Below are 17,130 nucleotides of genomic sequence, written 5' to 3'. Positions count from 1 at the left end.
TCATCTCACTGCAGGCTCAAAGTGCGCTGGGCGCAGGGTTCCGCACGGCCGGCCCCACGGCTGTTGCGCCGGGTTAGAAATACTCCGGCAGCAATTCGCGGGCGAGGTCGGTGATGCGGCGTTCATTGGGGAAGGAGAGCTTTCTTGCCAATTCGTCCAGGGGAACCCATGCCACCTCAACTGCTTCGTGGTCGGGGTCGTTCTCAATGGTCAAAAAGCCTCCTGTGGCGCGCAGCAGGAAGTGGTGGACTGTTTTGTGCACGCGGTGCCCGCTGACGGTGAACCAGTAATCGATGCTGCCCAGGGTGGCAAGGACTTCACCGGCGATCCCGGTTTCCTCTTCAATCTCACGCACTGCCGCCTCGGCGTGGTTCTCATCGCCTTCGGGGTGGCCCTTGGGAAGGCACCACTCAAGCCGGCCACCGCGGTTGATGCGGGCAATGATTGCAACCCGGGGAACGCCGTCGGACATCTCAATCACGACACCGCCGGCGGAGACCTCTTCAACCGTTGGCAGCTGGCTGGGGGCACTAGGTGCCGTGGGCGCAACCTGGGAACCCATTGCCGAGGGCAACGGGTTCCTCTTGGGCGCGCGCGGCACGGGGTGAACCATGCAGTCCACTCTAGCTATCTTTGTGCACGGATGATGACAGGGCACAGGCGTGGTTTTCTCGCCGTCGCGGGCAGTTGGCCCGGACACGTGAAAGTACGCGGGGGCAAAAGTCTGGCATCCTTAAGGAACCATGGAATTAGTGCCCGATACTTCAAAATTTGACCCGGTTGTCCTTGAGCTGGGACGGCTCTTTGCCGACGCCGGATTCGAACTTTCCCTCGTCGGCGGACCAGTCCGCGACCTGTTTTTGGGGCGGATTTCCCCCGACCTGGATTTCACCACCAACGCCACCCCGGATGAGATCCTTGCTGTCGCCGGCAAGTGGGCGGATTCGCACTGGGAAATGGGCCGCGAATTTGGCACCATCGGCTTCCGCAAGCGCAACCGCAACAAGGAGGTGCTCCTCATTGAGGTCACCACCTACCGGGCCGAGGCGTACGACCCCGATTCGCGCAAGCCTGTGGTGGCGTTTGGGCGGTCGCTCGTTGACGACCTGCAGCGCCGTGACTTCAGCGTCAACTCCATGGCCCTGCGGCTGCCGGAAATGGAACTCGTGGACCCCTTTGGTGGGGCGGAGGACCTGGCGGCAGGGCTTCTGCGCACGCCGGGAGCGGCCGAGGATTCCTTCTCCGATGACCCCCTGCGCATGATGCGGGCGGCCCGTTTCGCATCGCAGCTGGGCTTCTTGCTGCACCCTGAGGTCCTGGCCGCCATGACGGGGATGGCCGAACGCATCAGCATCATTTCCGCCGAGCGAGTCCGTGAAGAGCTCGTGAAATTGATCTGCGGCGCGCACCCCCGGGCCGGCATCGACATCCTGGTGGAAACCGGTCTTGCCGAGCTGGTGCTTCCTGAAGTTCCCGCCCTGAAGCTCGAAACCGACGAGCACCACCGCCACAAGGATGTCTACCAGCACTCCCTGCAGGTGCTCGAACAGGCGGCCTCAATGGAGACGGGGCCCGACGGACCCGTTCCCGGCCCCGACTTTGTGTTGCGATTCGCTGCCCTGATGCACGACGTCGGCAAGCCCAAGACCCGCCGTTTTGAACCCGGCGGCGGCGTAAGCTTCCGACACCACGACCTCGCCGGAGCGAAGCTGACGGCGAAGCGCATGAAGGCCCTGCGCTTCGACAACGACTCGATCAAGGCCGTCTCCCGTCTTGTGGAGCTGCACATGCGCTTTTACGGATACGGCGAGGCGGGCTGGACGGACTCTGCCGTGCGCCGTTACGTGACGGATGCCGGACCGTTGCTTGAACGCCTGCACAGGCTGACCCGATCGGACGTCACGACGCGCAACCAGCGCAAGGCCGACCGGCTGTCGTTCGCCTACGACGACCTCGAACAGCGAATTGCCGTCCTGGCCGAGCAGGAAGAACTTGACTCCATCCGCCCCGACCTGGACGGCGGCGCCATCATGTCCCTGCTGGGGATCAAACCGGGCAAGGTGGTGGGACGCGCCTACAATTTCCTGCTTGAACTGCGCATGGAACACGGGCCACTGGGACCAAAGAAGGCCGAAGCCGAACTACGCAAGTGGTGGGCCGAACAGCCCGAGGCGCAGCCGGAACCCGCTGAAAGCCCCGAAGGATAAAAGATTTTCGTCGAAACATCCGCTGATTGGAATATAAGAACATGAGCCACAGCCAGACCGAGAATATTCAGACATCAGCCGCGCCCGTACCGGGCGGCCCCAAGCTGTGGCTGCTGCGCCACGGTGAAACCGAATGGTCCCGCAGCGGGCAGTACACGGGACTGACGGATCTGCCGTTGACGGAGCTGGGTGAGGAGCAGGCCCGCTCCGCGCGCACCACGCTGGCCGGCGTCGACTTTGACCTTGTCCTCACCTCACCGCTGCAGCGCGCACAGAGGACGGCAACCCTGGCGGGCTTTCCCGACGCCGAGGTGGAACCGAACGCCGTCGAATGGGACTACGGCGACTACGAAGGCATCGACAGCGCCGTGGTGCGGGCGGAAAATCCGGGGTACCTGATTTGGGACAGCGGCGTGCCCAACGGCGAAATGCTGGAGCACATTGCTGACCGTGCGGACCAGATCGTGAAGCGGGCACGCGCCGTCGAACGTGCTGACGGTGCGCAGGCCAACGTTCTGGTGGTGGCGCACGGGCATTTCCTGCGGATCCTGACCGCGCGCTGGCTCGGGCTGGATGCGGGGCAGGGCCGCCACTTCATATTGGGCACGGCGAAGGTGTGCACACTGGGCTGGGACAAGAAGACGCCCGCCGTCGAGCAATGGGGCTTGTAACGCGGCTGTGACGTCGGTGGGATGAAGGCGGTGAACCGGTAGGCTCGAGACCATGCAGGAATCACAGGCTTCGGGGACTTCACCCCGGCACCCCCTAGTTGTGCCATCCCGCAGCGACCCTTTGCTGCGGTCCATGACCGAGCCCGTGGGCGGCCCGCTGGGACAACGGACGGCACCGGGAAGCACCAGCCCCGGATTCTTCACGGTTGAACGGGTCCTGGTCCTGATGGCAGCTGCGGCCGCCTTCATCGCCGTCATCTCCAAGTCCCATTGCCGCACGGCCGGCTGGAGTACACCGGACCAGTATTCGACAGTGTGCTGGTCGGAGTTCCCCAACTCCTTTGTTGAGGACAAGCTTGGCGCCCTGTTCCCGTTCTTCAGCACTGGATCCCCGTTTGACCAGCCCCTGATCGCCGGGTGGGTTGCCGGAGTCACTGCATGGCTGACAACTTCGGCGGGCGACGGCGCGCTTCGCCACCTCGCGTTCTTTGACCTGAACGCAGCCCTGATTGCTGCGGTCTGGATCTTTACCGTCATCGTGGTGGCCCGCACGGCCGGGCGCCGATCCTGGGATGCGGCCATCGTGGCCACGAGCCCCGTCCTGATGCTGACCGCGTACGTCAGCTGGGATTTCTGGGCCGTGGCCCTGGTGAGCCTTGCAATCTACCTCTTTGCCCGCCGTCGGTCGCCGTGGGCGGGGGTGGTCTTTGGCGTTGCAGCACTGGCCGCCCCCTACCCGATCATGATCCTGTGTGCCTTGCTGCTCCTTGGCGTCCGGACCCGTCGCGTCACCAGCATGCTTGAAATGATCGCCGCCGCCGCAGTAGCCTGGTTGCTCGTTGTGGCGCCCGTGATGGCGAAGAATCCGCCGGCGTTCCCCGATTACCTCAAGGGCCTGATCAACGCGCAGCCGTCGGAATCTTCCATCTACGGCGGCTACAACCACATTGCCGGCCGCATGGGCTGGCCAACCATGGACGTGGGCATGTCCAACACCGTTGCCGCCCTGTTCCTTGGAGTACTGGTCCTCGGCTTGGCCTGGCTCGCACTGTACTCACAGGGCCGCCCCAGGACCGCCCAGCTCATGTTCATCGCCGTCGCGGGTTTCATGGTGGTGAACAAGGCCACGGAACCGTGGCATGCCGTGTGGCTGCTGCCGCTGCTGGCACTAGCCATGCCGCGCTGGCGACCCATCCTGCTATGGCAGGGCGCAATCATCACGCACTTCATCGCATTGATGTTGTTCCGCAGCAAGGTGCTCGGCGACATCAACAACCAGCACGCCATCGACACGCCCTACTTCGTGATGGCCTCACTGCTGGCCGGCCTCGCGACGTGCGCGTTGATCGGGCTTGTTGTCCGAGACATATACGAACCCGAGTATGACGTGGTGGGCCGCGGTGGCGTGGTCGATCCGCAGGGCGGGGTGCTGCTTGGCGGCCCCGTTGATCCCGTCGCGGCCCTGATCGATGACGCCCCTGCGAAGGACCCGGTGGACGGCTAGCATGACCGATGTTGCCGTGGTCGGATCCGGTCCCAACGGGCTGGCCGCCGCCGTCACCCTGGCCCGGGCTGGCCTGTCGGTGCAGCTCTTCGAGGCCGCCGATTCCATTGGCGGAGGCACCCGGACCAAGGAACTGACCCTGCCGGGCTTCCGCCACGACGTGTGCGCCGCCGTGCATCCCATGGCCCTCGCCTCCCCGTTTTTCACTGCCTTTGAACTAGACCGCAGGATTGAGCTGCTGGTGCCGGAAATTTCCTACGGCCATCCGCTCGACGGCGGACGGGCAGGCATTGCCTACAACAGCCTTGACCGGACGGTGGACGGTCTGGGCGCCGACGGGCCTGCATGGCGCAGGCTCATGGAGCCGCTGCTGCGCCGGCTGGATGGCGTCGTCGACTTCACGCAGGGAAATCTGCTCCGCCTGCCCCGGGACCCGTTCGCGGCCGTTGCATACGGCGTGCGCACAGTGCTGCAGGGAACGCCCGCCTGGAACCTGGGTTTCAGGAATGACGTCGCACCCGCCATGCTCACGGGTGTCAGTGCGCATGCAATCGGCCGCCTGCCGTCCCTTTCAACGTCGGGGGCCGGGCTGCTGCTTGGAGTCCTTGCCCACGCCCAGGGCTGGCCCGTTCCAAGGGGTGGAACGCAGGCCATTGCCCAGAGTCTGGCTGATGATCTCATGGCCCATGGTGGGCGGATTGAACTGTCCCAACGCATCGACAGTGTTGCCGAACTCAAGGCCGCTACGGGGGCGAAGGCCGTCATATGCGACACCACCCCGAGGGCACTGGCCGCCATGGCGCACAATGAATTACCACAGCGGTATATACGCAGGTTGGAATCCTTTAGATACGGTGCCGGGGTGTGCAAGGTTGACTTTGCCCTGTCGGGACCTGTGCCGTGGACGGCCCAGGAGCTGCGCAGTGCCCCGACCCTTCACCTGGGAGGGTCTCGCGAGGCCATCGCCTTCGCGGAAGGGCAGGTCCTTTCGGGGCGGCATCCCGAAAACCCCTATGTGCTTGCCGTCCAGGCCGGAGTTGTCGATTCAAGCAGGGCACCCAAAGGGCAGCACACCTTGTGGGCCTACACCCACGTTCCTGCAGGGTCGACCCGTGATTGCTCCGAAAGCATCATTGCCGCCGTCGAAAGACACGCGCCGGGCTTCAGGGACCTGATCCTGGCCAGCAGGACGCAGACGGCACAGGAAGTTGGTGACTACAACGCCAATTACATTGGTGGCGACATCAGCTCCGGGGCCGTGACCTTGATGCAGCTGCTCAAGCGTCCCGTGATTTCCAAGGACCCATGGCGGACGCCGGCGCCTGGGCTGTACCTTGGCTCTGCATCAACTCCGCCGGGACCCGCGGTGCACGGAATGGGCGGCTGGTATGCCGCACGGTCGGCGCTACGGAACACGTTCGGCCTGCCCGCCCCGGACCTCGGCCTGACTCGCGACCGGCCTTAAACAACTGAGCCGCAGTAAGCGGCGAAAACACGTAAAATTCGTGCATTTTCGCCGTTTGCTGCGGCTCAATTTAAAAAGCGAGCGGGTGGTGGGCCCACGCGCACGAGGACCCCACGCCGAAGGATGAGGCTTGGGAGGGCGTGGAACTAGTTGCGGCGTTCCAGTGTCCCGATCGTCGCCCCGGTGGCATCCTTGACGGTCATGACGTCGCCGTCGATGACGCCGCTGGCAGCCTTGGACACCCAAGTGTCGACACCTTCGCAGTGCATCTTCGTGCCGCTGAGCTGCTGGAAGGTCAGCTCGCCCTTAATCAGGTACCACTGCCCTGAGAGGCGGTTGCACCCGTCGCTGCCTGTGACGAATCCGGCTTCCTGGAAGCCGGGATCGTTGTCGGCGGCCAGGGCCATCTGCAGGTACGGCTTCTTATCGGTGTTATATCCGTCGCCCCAGGTTCCTGCGGGACCGGTTGTGGCACCGCAGGAAGAGAGGGTCAAGGCAAGAAGAAGGCCGCCGGCAATGGCTGCAATTCGTTTCATGATGGGGATGGCTCCGATCGCGCTGGTCTAGACGTGCGTTTCCCTTATGGTATTGCATGGCCGGAGATTCCCTGCCTTTGTGCGCAGCTGCTCAGCGCGAGGCGACGCCGGCCGACGCCGGGATGGGAGCGGTCAGGACGCCGTCGCGCATGGTGGCAACAGCATCGGTGAGCGGGACAAACTCGGTGTCGTGCGTGACCATGACGGTCCCCACGTTGAATTCGTCGGTGACCTCGCGCAACAGCCTGACGATGGAGTCGCTGCGCTCGTGGTCCAGGGCGGCCGTTGGCTCATCGACAAGGAGGACCTTTGGCTGTGCCATGAGGGCGCGGGCGATGTTGACCCGCTGGCGCTGCCCGCCCGACAGCTGGTGAGGACGCTTCTTGGCGCAGTCGGCAAGTCCGACGAGTTCAAGGAGTTCGTTGGCCCGCACACCGGCAGCCTTCAGGTTTTTGCCTCGCAGATGGTCTGTGATGACAAGCTGCTCGGCCGCCGTCAACGAGGCAAGGAGGTTTGGCTGCTGGAAGATGATGCCCACCTTCTCCCGGCGCAGCCCCGCCAGTTCCTTTTCAGTCAGTGCCGTGGCATCAACGCCGTCGATCATCACGACACCGGAGGTGGGCTTGATCAAGGTGGCGGCCACGGCAAGCAGGCTCGACTTTCCCGACCCTGACGGGCCAATGAGGGAAACAAACTGGCCGGGCTGGACTGCGAGGTTCACGGCATCCAAGGCTGTCATGACGCCTTCGCCGTCGGGGTATTGCAGTGTCACGTTGATCAGGTTCAAAGCAGTCATGGCAGGTTCCTTAACAATATGGAAGAGGATAGCAGTGGGGAGGAGACGGGGGTCAGTTGCCGCCGAGGGCGATCATGGCGTCGACGCGGGTGACCTTGCGGACCGCCACCGCCGATCCCGCCAGGCCGAGAACCACGATGCCGACTATGGGCAGGATGGTTGTGGCGGCCGTGAGCAGGAAGGGGGCTGCCTGTGCTGCGAAGATTCCACCGACGATGCCGATGATCCCGCCGAGCCCGGCTCCTGCCAGCAGCACGATCGCCGCCTGGGTCAGGGCGTCCTTCAGGAGATAGTTGCCCGATGCGCCCATGGCCTTCAGGACGGCGATGTCACGGGTGCGCTGGACTGTCCAGACTGTCAGGAACGCCACGATCACCAGGGCCGAGATGCCGTACAGGAATGCCTGCATCATCATCAGTGAGCCGTTTTCGCTCTTGTAGCCGCCCAGGCCGGCAAAGGACCCTGTGCGTGTGGTGCTGACTGTGCCCGCTGCGGCGTTGGCGGCCGCGGTGTCAAGGGTTGCGCCAGCGTCGTACGTCACTGCCACAACCGTGGCCAGCTGCCCTGGATCGCTCAGGTGCGCAATTTTTGTCCACACCGGCAGCGTGGTCCACACGACCGATGAGTGCGAGTACCACTGCTCGGGGACGACGGCGCTGACCTTCAGGTCAAGGCCGCCAAGGGTGACGGTGCTGCCCACTTCCAGTGAAAGGTCCTTCGCCACGTCCTGACCGATGACAACTGTCTCGTCGGTGACGGACGACGGCGCGATCCCGGCATCGGCGCCCTTCCCGCCGACGCCAAACACGGCAACGTTCGTGGTGCCCTGGCTGGCGCCCTTGGCCTGGAAGCGGGTCTGGTTGATGCCCAGGGGAACCGCTGAGGCCACGCCGGGCGTGGTGGCCCATGCGTCGGTCTGCGCCTGTGTGACTTCACTTTCGGTGAAGGAGACCTTGGCGTCGTTCTTGCCTGGCGCGCCGAAAACGATCTGGCTCACGGGGGTGTCGCCACCAAGCTTTTGCAGGGCCGAGGTGTTTTGGTTGCCCAGGCCCGCAGTCAGGCCCGACAACATGACAAGCAGCAGGCTGATGAGCGCCACTACGGAACCCATGAGGGCGAACCGTCCTTTGGCAAAGCGGATGTCTCGGATCGCGAGGAACATGTGCGGCTTCTTTCGTGGGCCGGAAGGACTTCCGGGAGGTTTCTTTTCTTACTTCCACTCTCCCTCGCAGGGGCCGCTGTGCAATCGTGGGGTTGGTTGATCCCGCCGAGGCAGGGGGTTGACCTGCCGGTCAACCAATTGGTTGATACGCCCGGGCCGCTCCAGCGCCTAAGCTTGTGGAATGTCTGCCGTGGAAGCCCCACCTGTCACAAGTGGCACGATCCTGCGCTTTCTGCGCGTCTCCTTGCATGTCGGCTTTGCCGTGCTGCTGGCCGTGGGCATCATCCGCCTCATCACGGGCCCGGCCGAATATGCCGGGCGGTACTGGTTCCTGGCGCTTTCCCTTCTGCTCGCGGTGACCTATCTAGTGGGCACGGTGGCTGAGAAGCGCTTCTCGGCGGGCGTCCTGCAGCGCAACCCGCGACGCTTCGCCATTCTCTGGCTGAGCATCATCACACTCATGTGGGCTGTCCTGATGTGTGGCTCGGTGGAATTCTCCTGGCTCGTCTTCCCCTTGTTCTTCCTGCACCTGCACCTTTTGCCGCGCTGGGCCGGACTGACGACCACCGCGCTCATGACCGTTGCCGTGGTGCTGGCGCAGTGGAATTCATCCGGTACGACTTTTCCGCAGCTGCCCGTCATCATTGGTCCGGTCTTTGGTGCGGCCTTTGCCGTTGCCACGTCCAAGGCCTACCTGCTGCTGTACCAGGAGGGCGAATACCAGCGCCAGGCTGCCGAAGAACTCCGCCGAACCCGTGCCGAACTTGCCGCCACGCAGCACGAGGCCGGTGTCCTGGCCGAGCGTGCACGCCTGGCCCGCGAAATCCACGACACCCTGGCCCAGGGCTTTTCATCCATCATCCTGGTGTCGCGTGCGGCACTGCGCAGCCTCGAATCCGGGGACGTGGAGTCAACGGGGGAGAGCCTTTCAATGGTTCAGGCCACTGCAGCCGAAAACCTTGCCGAGGCCCGGAACTTTGTGCGCGGGCTTTCCTCCCCGGCCCTGGCCGAGACCTCCCTCGTGGAGATCCTGTCCCGGCTGTGCAGCAAGACCCAGCGCGAGGCCACAGCACGGGGGAGCTCGCTGAAGTGCAGCTTCAGGCTCGACGGCGAGCCGATAGACCTACCTCAGCCGTACAAGGTGACCCTGCTGCGCGCCGCCCAGGCGAGCCTCGCCAATGTCTGGCTGCACGCGCAGGCCGGTGCCGCCGTCGTCAGTCTGGCGTTCCTTGGCAGCGAGGTGACCCTTGATGTGTACGACGACGGGCGCGGCTTTGAGCCCGACAACCTCGCCGACACCGTGGGCGGCCGGGCGGACGGAAGCGGCTTCGGGCTGCGGTCAATGCGGGAGCGGGTGGTGGCTCAGGGCGGTACGCTCACGATTGAGTCGGCTCCGGGGGAGGGAACGGTGGTGGCCGTCCGGCTGCCGCTGGATGCGGTTTCGAGTGCTGTTCAGGGTGATGAGAATGAGTGAGATCCGAATTTTGCTAGTGGATGACCACCCCGTGGTGCGTGCCGGATTGCGGGCCATGCTCACCGAGTTTGAGGGATTCACGGTGGTGGCCGAGGCGCCGGAGGGTGGGGCGGCCATCAAGGAGGTGCAGCGCCTGCAAACGCTGGGCGAACCCGTCGACGTGGTGCTGATGGACCTGCAAATGGGCGACGGTATGGACGGCGTGAGCGCCACCAAGGCCATCAAGGCGCTGCCCGACGCGCCGCCCGTGCTGATCCTGACAACCTATGACACGGACGCCGACATTTTGGCCGCAGTCGAGGCGGGGGCCAGCGGCTACATGCTCAAGGATGCGCCGCCGGAGCAGATTCGCGGTGCCGTGCAGTCGGCCGCGGCGGGGCAGACGGCGCTCGCCCCCGAGGTTGCCGCCAGGCTCATGGGCCGGATTCGCAATCCCGCGCCGGTGTTGTCCGCGCGCGAAGTGGAACTGCTGGAGCTGTTGTCCACAGGCATGGCCAACAAGGCGATTGCCAAGCAGCTGTTCATCTCCGAGGCCACGGTGAAAACCCACCTGGTGCACATTTATGACAAGTTGGGCGTTGACAACAGGACGGCGGCCATATCTGTTGCCGTCGCCCGCAGGATCATCCGCAGTGCGGGGTAATTTCGCCGCACACTGTGTGCGCCCTGCCGCCAAAAATCCACACGTCATGTTGGTGCACTCCCGAGCTTCATCCCCTACACTGTGATATCGATAACATTTTCGGCGGGTGGAGTGTAGCGCCTTTCGAATCTGAAATGGTGTGTTCTTTTTTGGAAACGCCGCCCAAAATTGGCAAAGCGGCGTAGGCTCGTGCTTGTCGCGTGCAAGGAAGCAGGAGGATCCCCGAGTGGCAATTTCGCAAGGCAAGTCACGGCATTTCCAGCTAAGCATGGCAGTTGTCTGCACGCTTCTGGCCTCTGGTGGATTTGTTGGGGCCGGGTACGTAGGCAATGCCTCGGCCGATGCCGCCGCCGGTCTCCCCTCCCGGACCGCACTGCGCACTGCTAGCAGTGTGGAGGAAGCCGAACCCATCGGCTTTCATGCCTTTGCAGACCAGGGCCTGGGAATGAAGGTTTCCTTCGCGAACACCCTGATCCTCGCCAAGAAGCCTGCCGCAAATAAGGTCTTCGACCTGACCGACCCCAACGGCAACACGCCGCACCTGGGTGGAACCGTCAACTCCATGCGCGGGGATATCCCGGAAATTTCCGCGGAGCTGATCTCCCAGGTCCGCAAGGATATCCTGACCGCCGCCTATCAGGGACTTGGCCACAGTTACGTCTGGGGTGGCACCAGCTTTGAAAACGGCTGGGACTGCTCCGGATTTGTCCAGTGGACCTATGGCCAGGCGGGAGTTGGCCTGCCCCGCACCGAGCAGTGGCTGCCCATGGTGGAAACCAACAATCCCCAGCCGGGGGACATCGTGGTGCAGAATCCCGACGGCCCGAACCACTGGTCGCACATCGGAATCTATATTGGCGGCGGCAAGATGATCAGTGCACTGAACCCCTCGGTGGGCACCATTTTGCATACCCCTGCAGCCACAAGCAGCTCATCGACCTACTTCACAATGCCGGCATTTGCTGCAGCCGATGACAGGGCCAAATCGGACGCAGCAAAGAAGACGCAGGAAGAAAAGGACGCCACCAAGTCGACCGAAAGCACGAAGGCCGCCACGAGCCCGCCGGCAAGGCCGAGCACGAGCCAGAAGCCCGGCACTACCCCTCCCGGCACTACGCCTCCCGGCACCAAGCCCGGCACAACGGGGCCCGGGACCCCGCCTCCGGCTACCACGCCTAGCCTAACCCCTCACGCACCCCTTCCCGAGACACCGCCCGCAACGTCTCCGGCGACCACGCAGCCTGTCACAACCTCTCCGGAAACCCCGCAGCCTGCTGCAACGACCAACCCCGGAACCACGCAGTCTGCTGCATCGACCGACCCTGGAACCACGCAGCCTGCTGCAACGACAGGACTGCCGTCAAGTTCCATGGCTGCCACGTTCAGCTCACCGCCGGGCGAAACCCAGGTCCCCGGGAGTGGAGTGCCCACTCCGTAGCCACCCGAACAAAATAGGCCCTGCCCCCGATCACTTGTGACGGAGGACGGGCCTTTTTTGTGGGCCTGACCGTGCGTTTTCCTTTCCATACATGCCGCTCATGGCATGTTTTGGACTGCTTCAAATAAGTCCCAATCGAGTCACATATGCCGGTGTTATGCATCACAAATAGTTTATGCTTGACCTGCGTCACATTCCCAAGTGCATGCTAATGCGTGTTTGGCTGAGTTTTGCATCATCAATCATCGCCCTAGCTTGAAAGCGAGCTCGAATGTCATTGCTCCACGAGAAGAATCCGGCAAAGATGCCGGCAAAGTCACCGGGGCGGCGGGTGCTGGGTAAGCGAGCGACAGCCGCGGCGCTGGCTGGACTGCTTGCGGTAGGAACACTGCCTGCTCTGGCCCTGTCACAGGCAGCCCTGGCTGCCCCCGGCACGCCCATTTCGGCGTCGAACATCACCCCGGAAGTGCCTGTGGACCGCAATGGCGCCACCCTGGGCGCCATCACTAAGGCCACAACGGTTGGCAACGTGGTGACCTTGACCCCCGCAACCGGCGCAATTCGTGTGACCTTCCTCGATGACGGCAACTTCCGTCTGGAAGCCACCCCGACAGGTACCTTTGCCGATCCGGCCAACACCCCGGCGTCACCGGCGGATGCGCAGCGCTCTGCGAACATCGTGGTGGGCCAGGGCGATTTCAAGTCCGGCACCGTGACCGTCAGTGATGCTGGGGGAGTCATCACCATGGCCACCGCCAAGGTCAAGCTTGAGGCCAACAAGACCACGGGCGCTTTCACACTCAAGCGTGCGGACGGTTCAGTCGTGTGGCAGGAATCCTCCGCCCTCAGCTTCGGCACCGACACGACAACTCAGCACCTGAAACCACTGGCAGGAGAGCAGTTCCTCGGTGGTGGCATGCAGAACGGCCGTGTGGTCCACACAGGCTCCACCATCAACATCTCCAACAACTACGTTTGGGATGACGGAGGCCACCCCAACGCCGTTCCCTATTACATGACCAGTGCCGGCTACGGCGTCATGCGGAACACTTACGCGCCTGGCTCGTACACGTTTACCAACGATGAAACCACCACGCACAGGGAAAAGCGTTTTGACGCGTATTACTTCGTCGGGGACTATAAGCAGAGCCTGGACGGTTACACCAAGCTGACCGGCCGCCCCAACCTTCCTCCCGTGTACGGACTGGAGTACGGCGACGCCGATTGCTACAACCGCTCCAACCCCACGTACTCTTCCTCGGGCTTCAACAACCCGACTGCACCAAAACAGGTCACCTTTGACGCGGTGAAAACCGCAAAGCAATTCAAGGCCAACGACATGCCCGCGGGCTGGATGATCGTCAATGACGGCTATGGCTGTGAGTACACCCCGGACGCGGCTGGTTTCGACAAGAACGCACCCTACGACGCGAACAGCACCGACAAGGGCCTGGGTAACACTGTCAAGGCCATCAAGGCCGAAGCCGACCTCAAAACCGGTTTGTGGACCCAACGTTCGCTGACCAAGCAGGAAGCCGAAGTCGGCACCGATGGCATTGCCATGCGCAAGCTTGACGTGGCCTGGGTCGGCGAGGGCTACCGCCTGGCGTTGACGGGCTGTGAGAGTGCCAAGGGCGGCATCGAGGAATACTCCAGCGGCCGTGCCAATACCTTGATGGTTGAGGGCTGGGCCGGTGCGCAGCGTTGTGGTGTGCAGTGGACAGGAGACCACTCAGGCAACCTGGACCAGGCACGCTGGGGAGCCTCCGCACTGGCCGGCGCGACGAACTCGGGCCAGGCTTTCACCACTTCCGACGTTGATGGGATCTTCGGCGGCAGCACTGAAAGCTACGTCCGGGACCTGCAGTGGAAGGCTTTTGCGCCGGAACTGTATTCAATGAGCGGCTGGGCCGCCGTGGACAAGCGCCCGTGGCTCTATGGCGATGCCGCCACGGAAATCAACCGCAAGTACCTGCAGATGCGCCAGGAACTGATGCCGTACATCTATTCCTTGTCCGTTGATGCCCACACCACCGGCGTTGGTATGATGCGCAGCATGCCGTTGGAATTCCCCAACGATCCGCTGTCCTACACCAAGGAAGCCGAAACCCAGTTCATGGTGGGCGGGAGCTACCTGGTGGCACCCGTTTCCACCGCCAGCGATGTGCGGAGCGGAATTGTTCTACCCTCCGGCAGCCAGTGGGTGGATTACTGGACCGGCACCCTCTACCAGGGTGGCCAGGTTCTGAACGGCTACAAGGCACCGTTGGAAACGCTTCCCATGTTCGTCCGTGCCGGTGCCGTGGTGCCCAAGGGCCTCATTGCGCGCAACGCTTCGCTCGTGCCGGAAAACTCCGCCCTCACGGTTGATGTTTACCCCACAGGCGACTCCTCCTTCACCTTGAATGAGGACGATAAGGTCACCCGCGAATACAAGATGGGCAAGTCCAGCAAGCAGGAGTTCAAGGTCACCGCCCCGGCCAAGAATGGCGGCGACGTCGCAGTAACGATCGGCAAGCGCGACGGCGACTACACCGGCAAGGCTGCAAGCCGCCCGTACACGTTGGAAGTCCACAGCGGCTCACAGCCCTCGGCCGTGACGGTAGGCGCCACCGCGCTGACCAAGGTGGCCGACGCTGCCGCGTTCAAGGCTGCCCTCACAGGCTGGTATTACGACGCTGCTGACGCCGGTGGCACAGTCCACGTCAAGGCCGGCAACGTTGCCTCTGCGGCTTCCGCAACGGTAACGCTGAAGGCATCATCGGCCGTCGGCGGCACTGACTCCGATGCGTTGGCTGCACAAGTTGCCGTCACCTTAGAAGATAAGGTCTTCCAAGGCCACACGACGTCAGCTTCAGCGATGTTCACGAACACCGGCAGCAGTGCCAAGACCGATGTTGTCATCAGCCCCGTTGTTCCCCAGGGCTGGACCATTAGTAACTCCAAGGGTGCCACTGTGGCCTCGGTTGCACCGGGCGCCACCGTTCAGGCAACGTTTGATCTGTTGCCCGGGGCGAACTCCGCCGCCGGTCAGCAAACTGTCGGCGCCAAGGCGAGCTACAAGGACGCCAAGGGCGCCAGCCGGGAAGTTTCCGGCGCGAACCAAATGTACGTCGCTTACGGCTCACTCGCCGGGGCGTTCAACAATATTTCGGTCACCACTGCCAACGGCTCATTTGGCCAGAAGCTGGGCAACTTCGATGGCGGCAACGCATCCTTCAGCATTGAACAGCTGAAGACGGCCCCGATCCCCGCCGGCGGCGTCACCCCCGGTTCCACCGTCACCGTGGATGCCGGCCTGCCCACCGAGGTCAACTACACGTGGCCTGCCGTTGGAGCAGATAAAAACAACGCCGTCGTCCTGAACGGGCAGACCATTGCCCTCTCCGGCAAGGGCACCGACCTGGCGATTTTGGGGTCCTCCAACAGCGGTTCGGGCGCCTCGCCGGAATTCACCATCACCTACACGGATGGCACCGTCCAGAAGCAATCCACCTACTTCCCGAACTGGTTGCCGCAGGGCAACACCCAAGGTGCAAAGGTTGCTATCAAGTCGTTGGGGCGCAACAGCCAGTCCAACGCGGCAAACCCGGAGTACAAGGACTACGGCTACCAGATCTATTCCGGCACGTTGCGCCTGTTGCCGGCCAAGACACTGGCCTCGGTGACCATGCCCAAGACGGACTCCGTGAAGGTGTTCGACTGGCAGGTTGCGAACTTCCCCTTGCCCGAGGCTCCCAGCGCTGACGCGTTTGTCTCGGACCTGCCATGGATATCGGCCAGCAACGGCTACGGCGTCATCGGCAAGGACGTTGTCAACAAGGATGCCGCCAACTCACCCGATGTTCCGCTGACCATTGTTGACCGCACCGATCCGGCCAACCCGAAGACCACCACGTACAACAAGGGTCTTGGCGTGCACGCGCCGTCCAACGTGAGCTACTACGTGGGTGGGCAGTGCAGCCGCTTCACCAGCGAAATTGGCCTCGAGGGCGACTTCGCGGGCACCGTCATCTTCAGCGTGGTCGGTGACGGAAAGGTCCTCTACCAAAGCCGCACCCTCGTCAAGGGTTTTGCGCCGGAGAAACTGAACATTGACCTGAAGGGTGTTTCCTACCTTGAACTTCACGTTGACCCGATCTCCGCAGGTGCCATCGGCGGCGCCCACGGCGTGTGGGGCGATGCGAAGATCTCCTGCTCGAATGCCGCACCGGCTGACACGGTTGCCCCTGTCACCACGGCAACCGTAGCTCCGGCCACCCCGGCAGCCACCGGCTGGTTCACCACGGCGCCGAACGTCACGTTGAGCGCCACCGATAACGTCGGCGTTGCCAAGACCGAATACCAGATTGGCGCCGGCCCCTGGACCGCCTACACCAAGGCTGTCACGCTTCCCGAGGGCGTCAACACCTTCAAATACCGCTCCAGCGACGCCGCAGGCAACGTTGAAGTGGAGAAGGCCACGGCAGAATTCAAGGTTGATACGCAGGTGCCTGTTGTTTCTGCCACGGTTGACGCTGATGCCCGCACCATCACGGTGAAGGCTGCTGATGCTGGTTCCGGTGTTGCTTCGGTGGAGTTCTCCACTGATGGAGGGTCCACGTGGAAGGCCTACACCGACCCCATCAAGGCAGGGGACGGTGGCGTGTCGGTGGCGTACCGTGCCACGGACAAGGCTGGTCTGGTTGCCAGCTCAACGGTTGACGCTGTGGTGGCCCCGGTTAAATCCCCGGAACCGGCGGCTGCGTCCATCTCGGCACCTGCCTCGGCAGCCGCCGGCGCGAAGGTCACCGTGACGGGCAAGAACCTGGTCGCAGGCACGTCCTACGAACTGTGGATCCGCTCGGCGCCGGCAAAGATTGCAACGGTGAAGGCTGGCGACGACGGTTCGTTCTCGGTCACTGCAACGATTCCTGCAGGATTTGCGGCAGGTGCCCACGAGCTGACACTTGAGACCGATGGCGCGGTTGCCGCACGCACCGCGATCATGGTCACGGCGGCAACGGTTGAGCCTCCGGTGACGGAAACACCCAGCCCGGGGAACACTGCGTCACCTAAGCCGACAACCCCGGCCGGCAACACCAACAACGCCGGCAGCAACAGCAACTCCGGTGACGGCTTGGCCAGCACCGGTGCCAAGGTGATGCTGCCTGCTGGTATTGCCCTGCTGCTTGTGCTCGGAGGTGCCGGCGCGGTCATCATCACCCGCCGCCGTCGAACATAAGAAACAGTAG

Annotated in this window: 12 protein-coding genes; 8 read left to right on the top strand and 4 right to left on the bottom strand. The window is 63.3% G+C overall.

Annotation, left to right across the window (positions count from 1 at the left end; all coding sequences use genetic code 11):
* Positions 1-73 precede the first annotated feature (73 nt).
* Positions 74-613 carry an NUDIX hydrolase gene (locus AAGW05_RS05350; protein WP_411803442.1) on the bottom strand — a complete coding sequence of 180 codons (540 nt, stop codon included), beginning with the start codon at positions 611-613 and terminating at the stop codon, positions 74-76.
* A gap of 130 nt (positions 614-743) precedes the next feature.
* Between AAGW05_RS05350 and AAGW05_RS05345 the strand changes: the two genes are divergently transcribed.
* The 4 genes from AAGW05_RS05345 (at position 744) to AAGW05_RS05330 (ending at position 5,847) form a co-directional block, all read left to right on the top strand.
* Positions 744-2,207 carry a CCA tRNA nucleotidyltransferase gene (locus tag AAGW05_RS05345; protein ID WP_411803441.1) on the top strand — a complete coding sequence of 488 codons (1,464 nt, stop codon included), beginning with the start codon at positions 744-746 and terminating at the stop codon, positions 2,205-2,207.
* A 41-nt stretch (positions 2,208-2,248) separates the two neighbouring features.
* Positions 2,249-2,878: a histidine phosphatase family protein gene (locus tag AAGW05_RS05340; protein WP_411803440.1), complete on the top strand. Its 630-nt coding sequence runs from the start codon at positions 2,249-2,251 to the stop codon at positions 2,876-2,878.
* A gap of 133 nt (positions 2,879-3,011) precedes the next feature.
* A complete protein-coding gene (locus AAGW05_RS05335; protein ID WP_411803439.1) occupies positions 3,012-4,382 on the top strand; it encodes a glycosyltransferase 87 family protein in 1,371 nt (456 codons plus the stop codon).
* A gap of 1 nt (position 4,383) precedes the next feature.
* Entirely contained in the window at positions 4,384-5,847 is a 1,464-nt protein-coding gene (locus AAGW05_RS05330; protein WP_411803438.1) for a phytoene desaturase family protein, read from the top strand.
* Positions 5,848-5,993: 146 nt separating this feature from the next.
* On the opposite strand, the gene AAGW05_RS05325 is transcribed toward AAGW05_RS05330, so the two are convergent.
* From AAGW05_RS05325 to AAGW05_RS05315, 3 genes are all read right to left on the bottom strand, one after another.
* Positions 5,994-6,383: an META domain-containing protein gene (locus AAGW05_RS05325; protein ID WP_411803437.1), complete on the bottom strand. Its 390-nt coding sequence runs from the start codon at positions 6,381-6,383 to the stop codon at positions 5,994-5,996.
* Positions 6,384-6,474: 91 nt separating this feature from the next.
* Positions 6,475-7,179 carry an ABC transporter ATP-binding protein gene (locus tag AAGW05_RS05320; RefSeq protein ID WP_411803436.1) on the bottom strand — a complete coding sequence of 235 codons (705 nt, stop codon included), beginning with the start codon at positions 7,177-7,179 and terminating at the stop codon, positions 6,475-6,477.
* A 52-nt stretch (positions 7,180-7,231) separates the two neighbouring features.
* Positions 7,232-8,341, bottom strand: coding sequence for an ABC transporter permease (locus AAGW05_RS05315; RefSeq protein ID WP_411803435.1), 1,110 nt, complete (start codon positions 8,339-8,341; stop codon positions 7,232-7,234).
* Positions 8,342-8,522: 181 nt separating this feature from the next.
* On the opposite strand from AAGW05_RS05315, the gene AAGW05_RS05310 reads away from it, so the two are divergent.
* The 4 genes from AAGW05_RS05310 to AAGW05_RS05295 all read left to right on the top strand — a co-directional run bounded on the left by AAGW05_RS05310 (position 8,523) and on the right by AAGW05_RS05295 (position 17,120).
* Complete coding sequence (locus AAGW05_RS05310; RefSeq protein ID WP_411803434.1) at positions 8,523-9,815, top strand: sensor histidine kinase; 1,293 nt, start codon at positions 8,523-8,525, stop codon at positions 9,813-9,815.
* Complete coding sequence (locus tag AAGW05_RS05305) at positions 9,808-10,458, top strand: response regulator (protein ID WP_411803433.1); 651 nt, start codon at positions 9,808-9,810, stop codon at positions 10,456-10,458. The genes AAGW05_RS05310 and AAGW05_RS05305 overlap by 8 nt, the downstream gene beginning before the upstream one ends.
* A 226-nt stretch (positions 10,459-10,684) precedes the next feature.
* Positions 10,685-11,896: an NlpC/P60 family protein gene (locus AAGW05_RS05300; RefSeq protein WP_411803432.1), complete on the top strand. Its 1,212-nt coding sequence runs from the start codon at positions 10,685-10,687 to the stop codon at positions 11,894-11,896.
* Between the two features lie 271 nt (positions 11,897-12,167).
* On the top strand, positions 12,168-17,120 hold the full coding sequence (locus AAGW05_RS05295) for an NPCBM/NEW2 domain-containing protein (protein WP_411803431.1): 4,953 nt from the start codon (positions 12,168-12,170) through the stop codon (positions 17,118-17,120).
* Positions 17,121-17,130: the final 10 nt, after the last annotated feature.

The organism is Arthrobacter sp. LAPM80, assembly GCF_046736435.1.
In the GTDB taxonomy this organism is placed as follows: domain Bacteria; phylum Actinomycetota; class Actinomycetes; order Actinomycetales; family Micrococcaceae; genus Specibacter.
This window is presented reverse-complemented; position numbering and strand designations above follow the sequence as displayed.

What these genes read in the sequence shown, in the direction of transcription:
- AAGW05_RS05330 (WP_411803438.1), top strand. Translation starts at nt 4,384, where the DNA reads ATGACCGATGTTGCCGTGGTCGGATCCGGTCCCAACGGGCTGGCCGCC.
- AAGW05_RS05320 (WP_411803436.1), bottom strand. Translation starts at nt 7,179, where the DNA reads ATGACTGCTTTGAACCTGATCAACGTGACACTGCAATACCCCGACGGC.
- AAGW05_RS05305 (WP_411803433.1), top strand. Translation starts at nt 9,808, where the DNA reads ATGAGTGAGATCCGAATTTTGCTAGTGGATGACCACCCCGTGGTGCGT.
- AAGW05_RS05340 (WP_411803440.1), top strand. Translation starts at nt 2,249, where the DNA reads ATGAGCCACAGCCAGACCGAGAATATTCAGACATCAGCCGCGCCCGTA.
- AAGW05_RS05350 (WP_411803442.1), bottom strand. Translation starts at nt 613, where the DNA reads ATGGTTCACCCCGTGCCGCGCGCGCCCAAGAGGAACCCGTTGCCCTCG.
- AAGW05_RS05310 (WP_411803434.1), top strand. Translation starts at nt 8,523, where the DNA reads ATGTCTGCCGTGGAAGCCCCACCTGTCACAAGTGGCACGATCCTGCGC.
- AAGW05_RS05295 (WP_411803431.1), top strand. Translation starts at nt 12,168, where the DNA reads ATGTCATTGCTCCACGAGAAGAATCCGGCAAAGATGCCGGCAAAGTCA.
- AAGW05_RS05335 (WP_411803439.1), top strand. Translation starts at nt 3,012, where the DNA reads ATGACCGAGCCCGTGGGCGGCCCGCTGGGACAACGGACGGCACCGGGA.
- AAGW05_RS05315 (WP_411803435.1), bottom strand. Translation starts at nt 8,341, where the DNA reads ATGTTCCTCGCGATCCGAGACATCCGCTTTGCCAAAGGACGGTTCGCC.
- AAGW05_RS05325 (WP_411803437.1), bottom strand. Translation starts at nt 6,383, where the DNA reads ATGAAACGAATTGCAGCCATTGCCGGCGGCCTTCTTCTTGCCTTGACC.
- AAGW05_RS05345 (WP_411803441.1), top strand. Translation starts at nt 744, where the DNA reads ATGGAATTAGTGCCCGATACTTCAAAATTTGACCCGGTTGTCCTTGAG.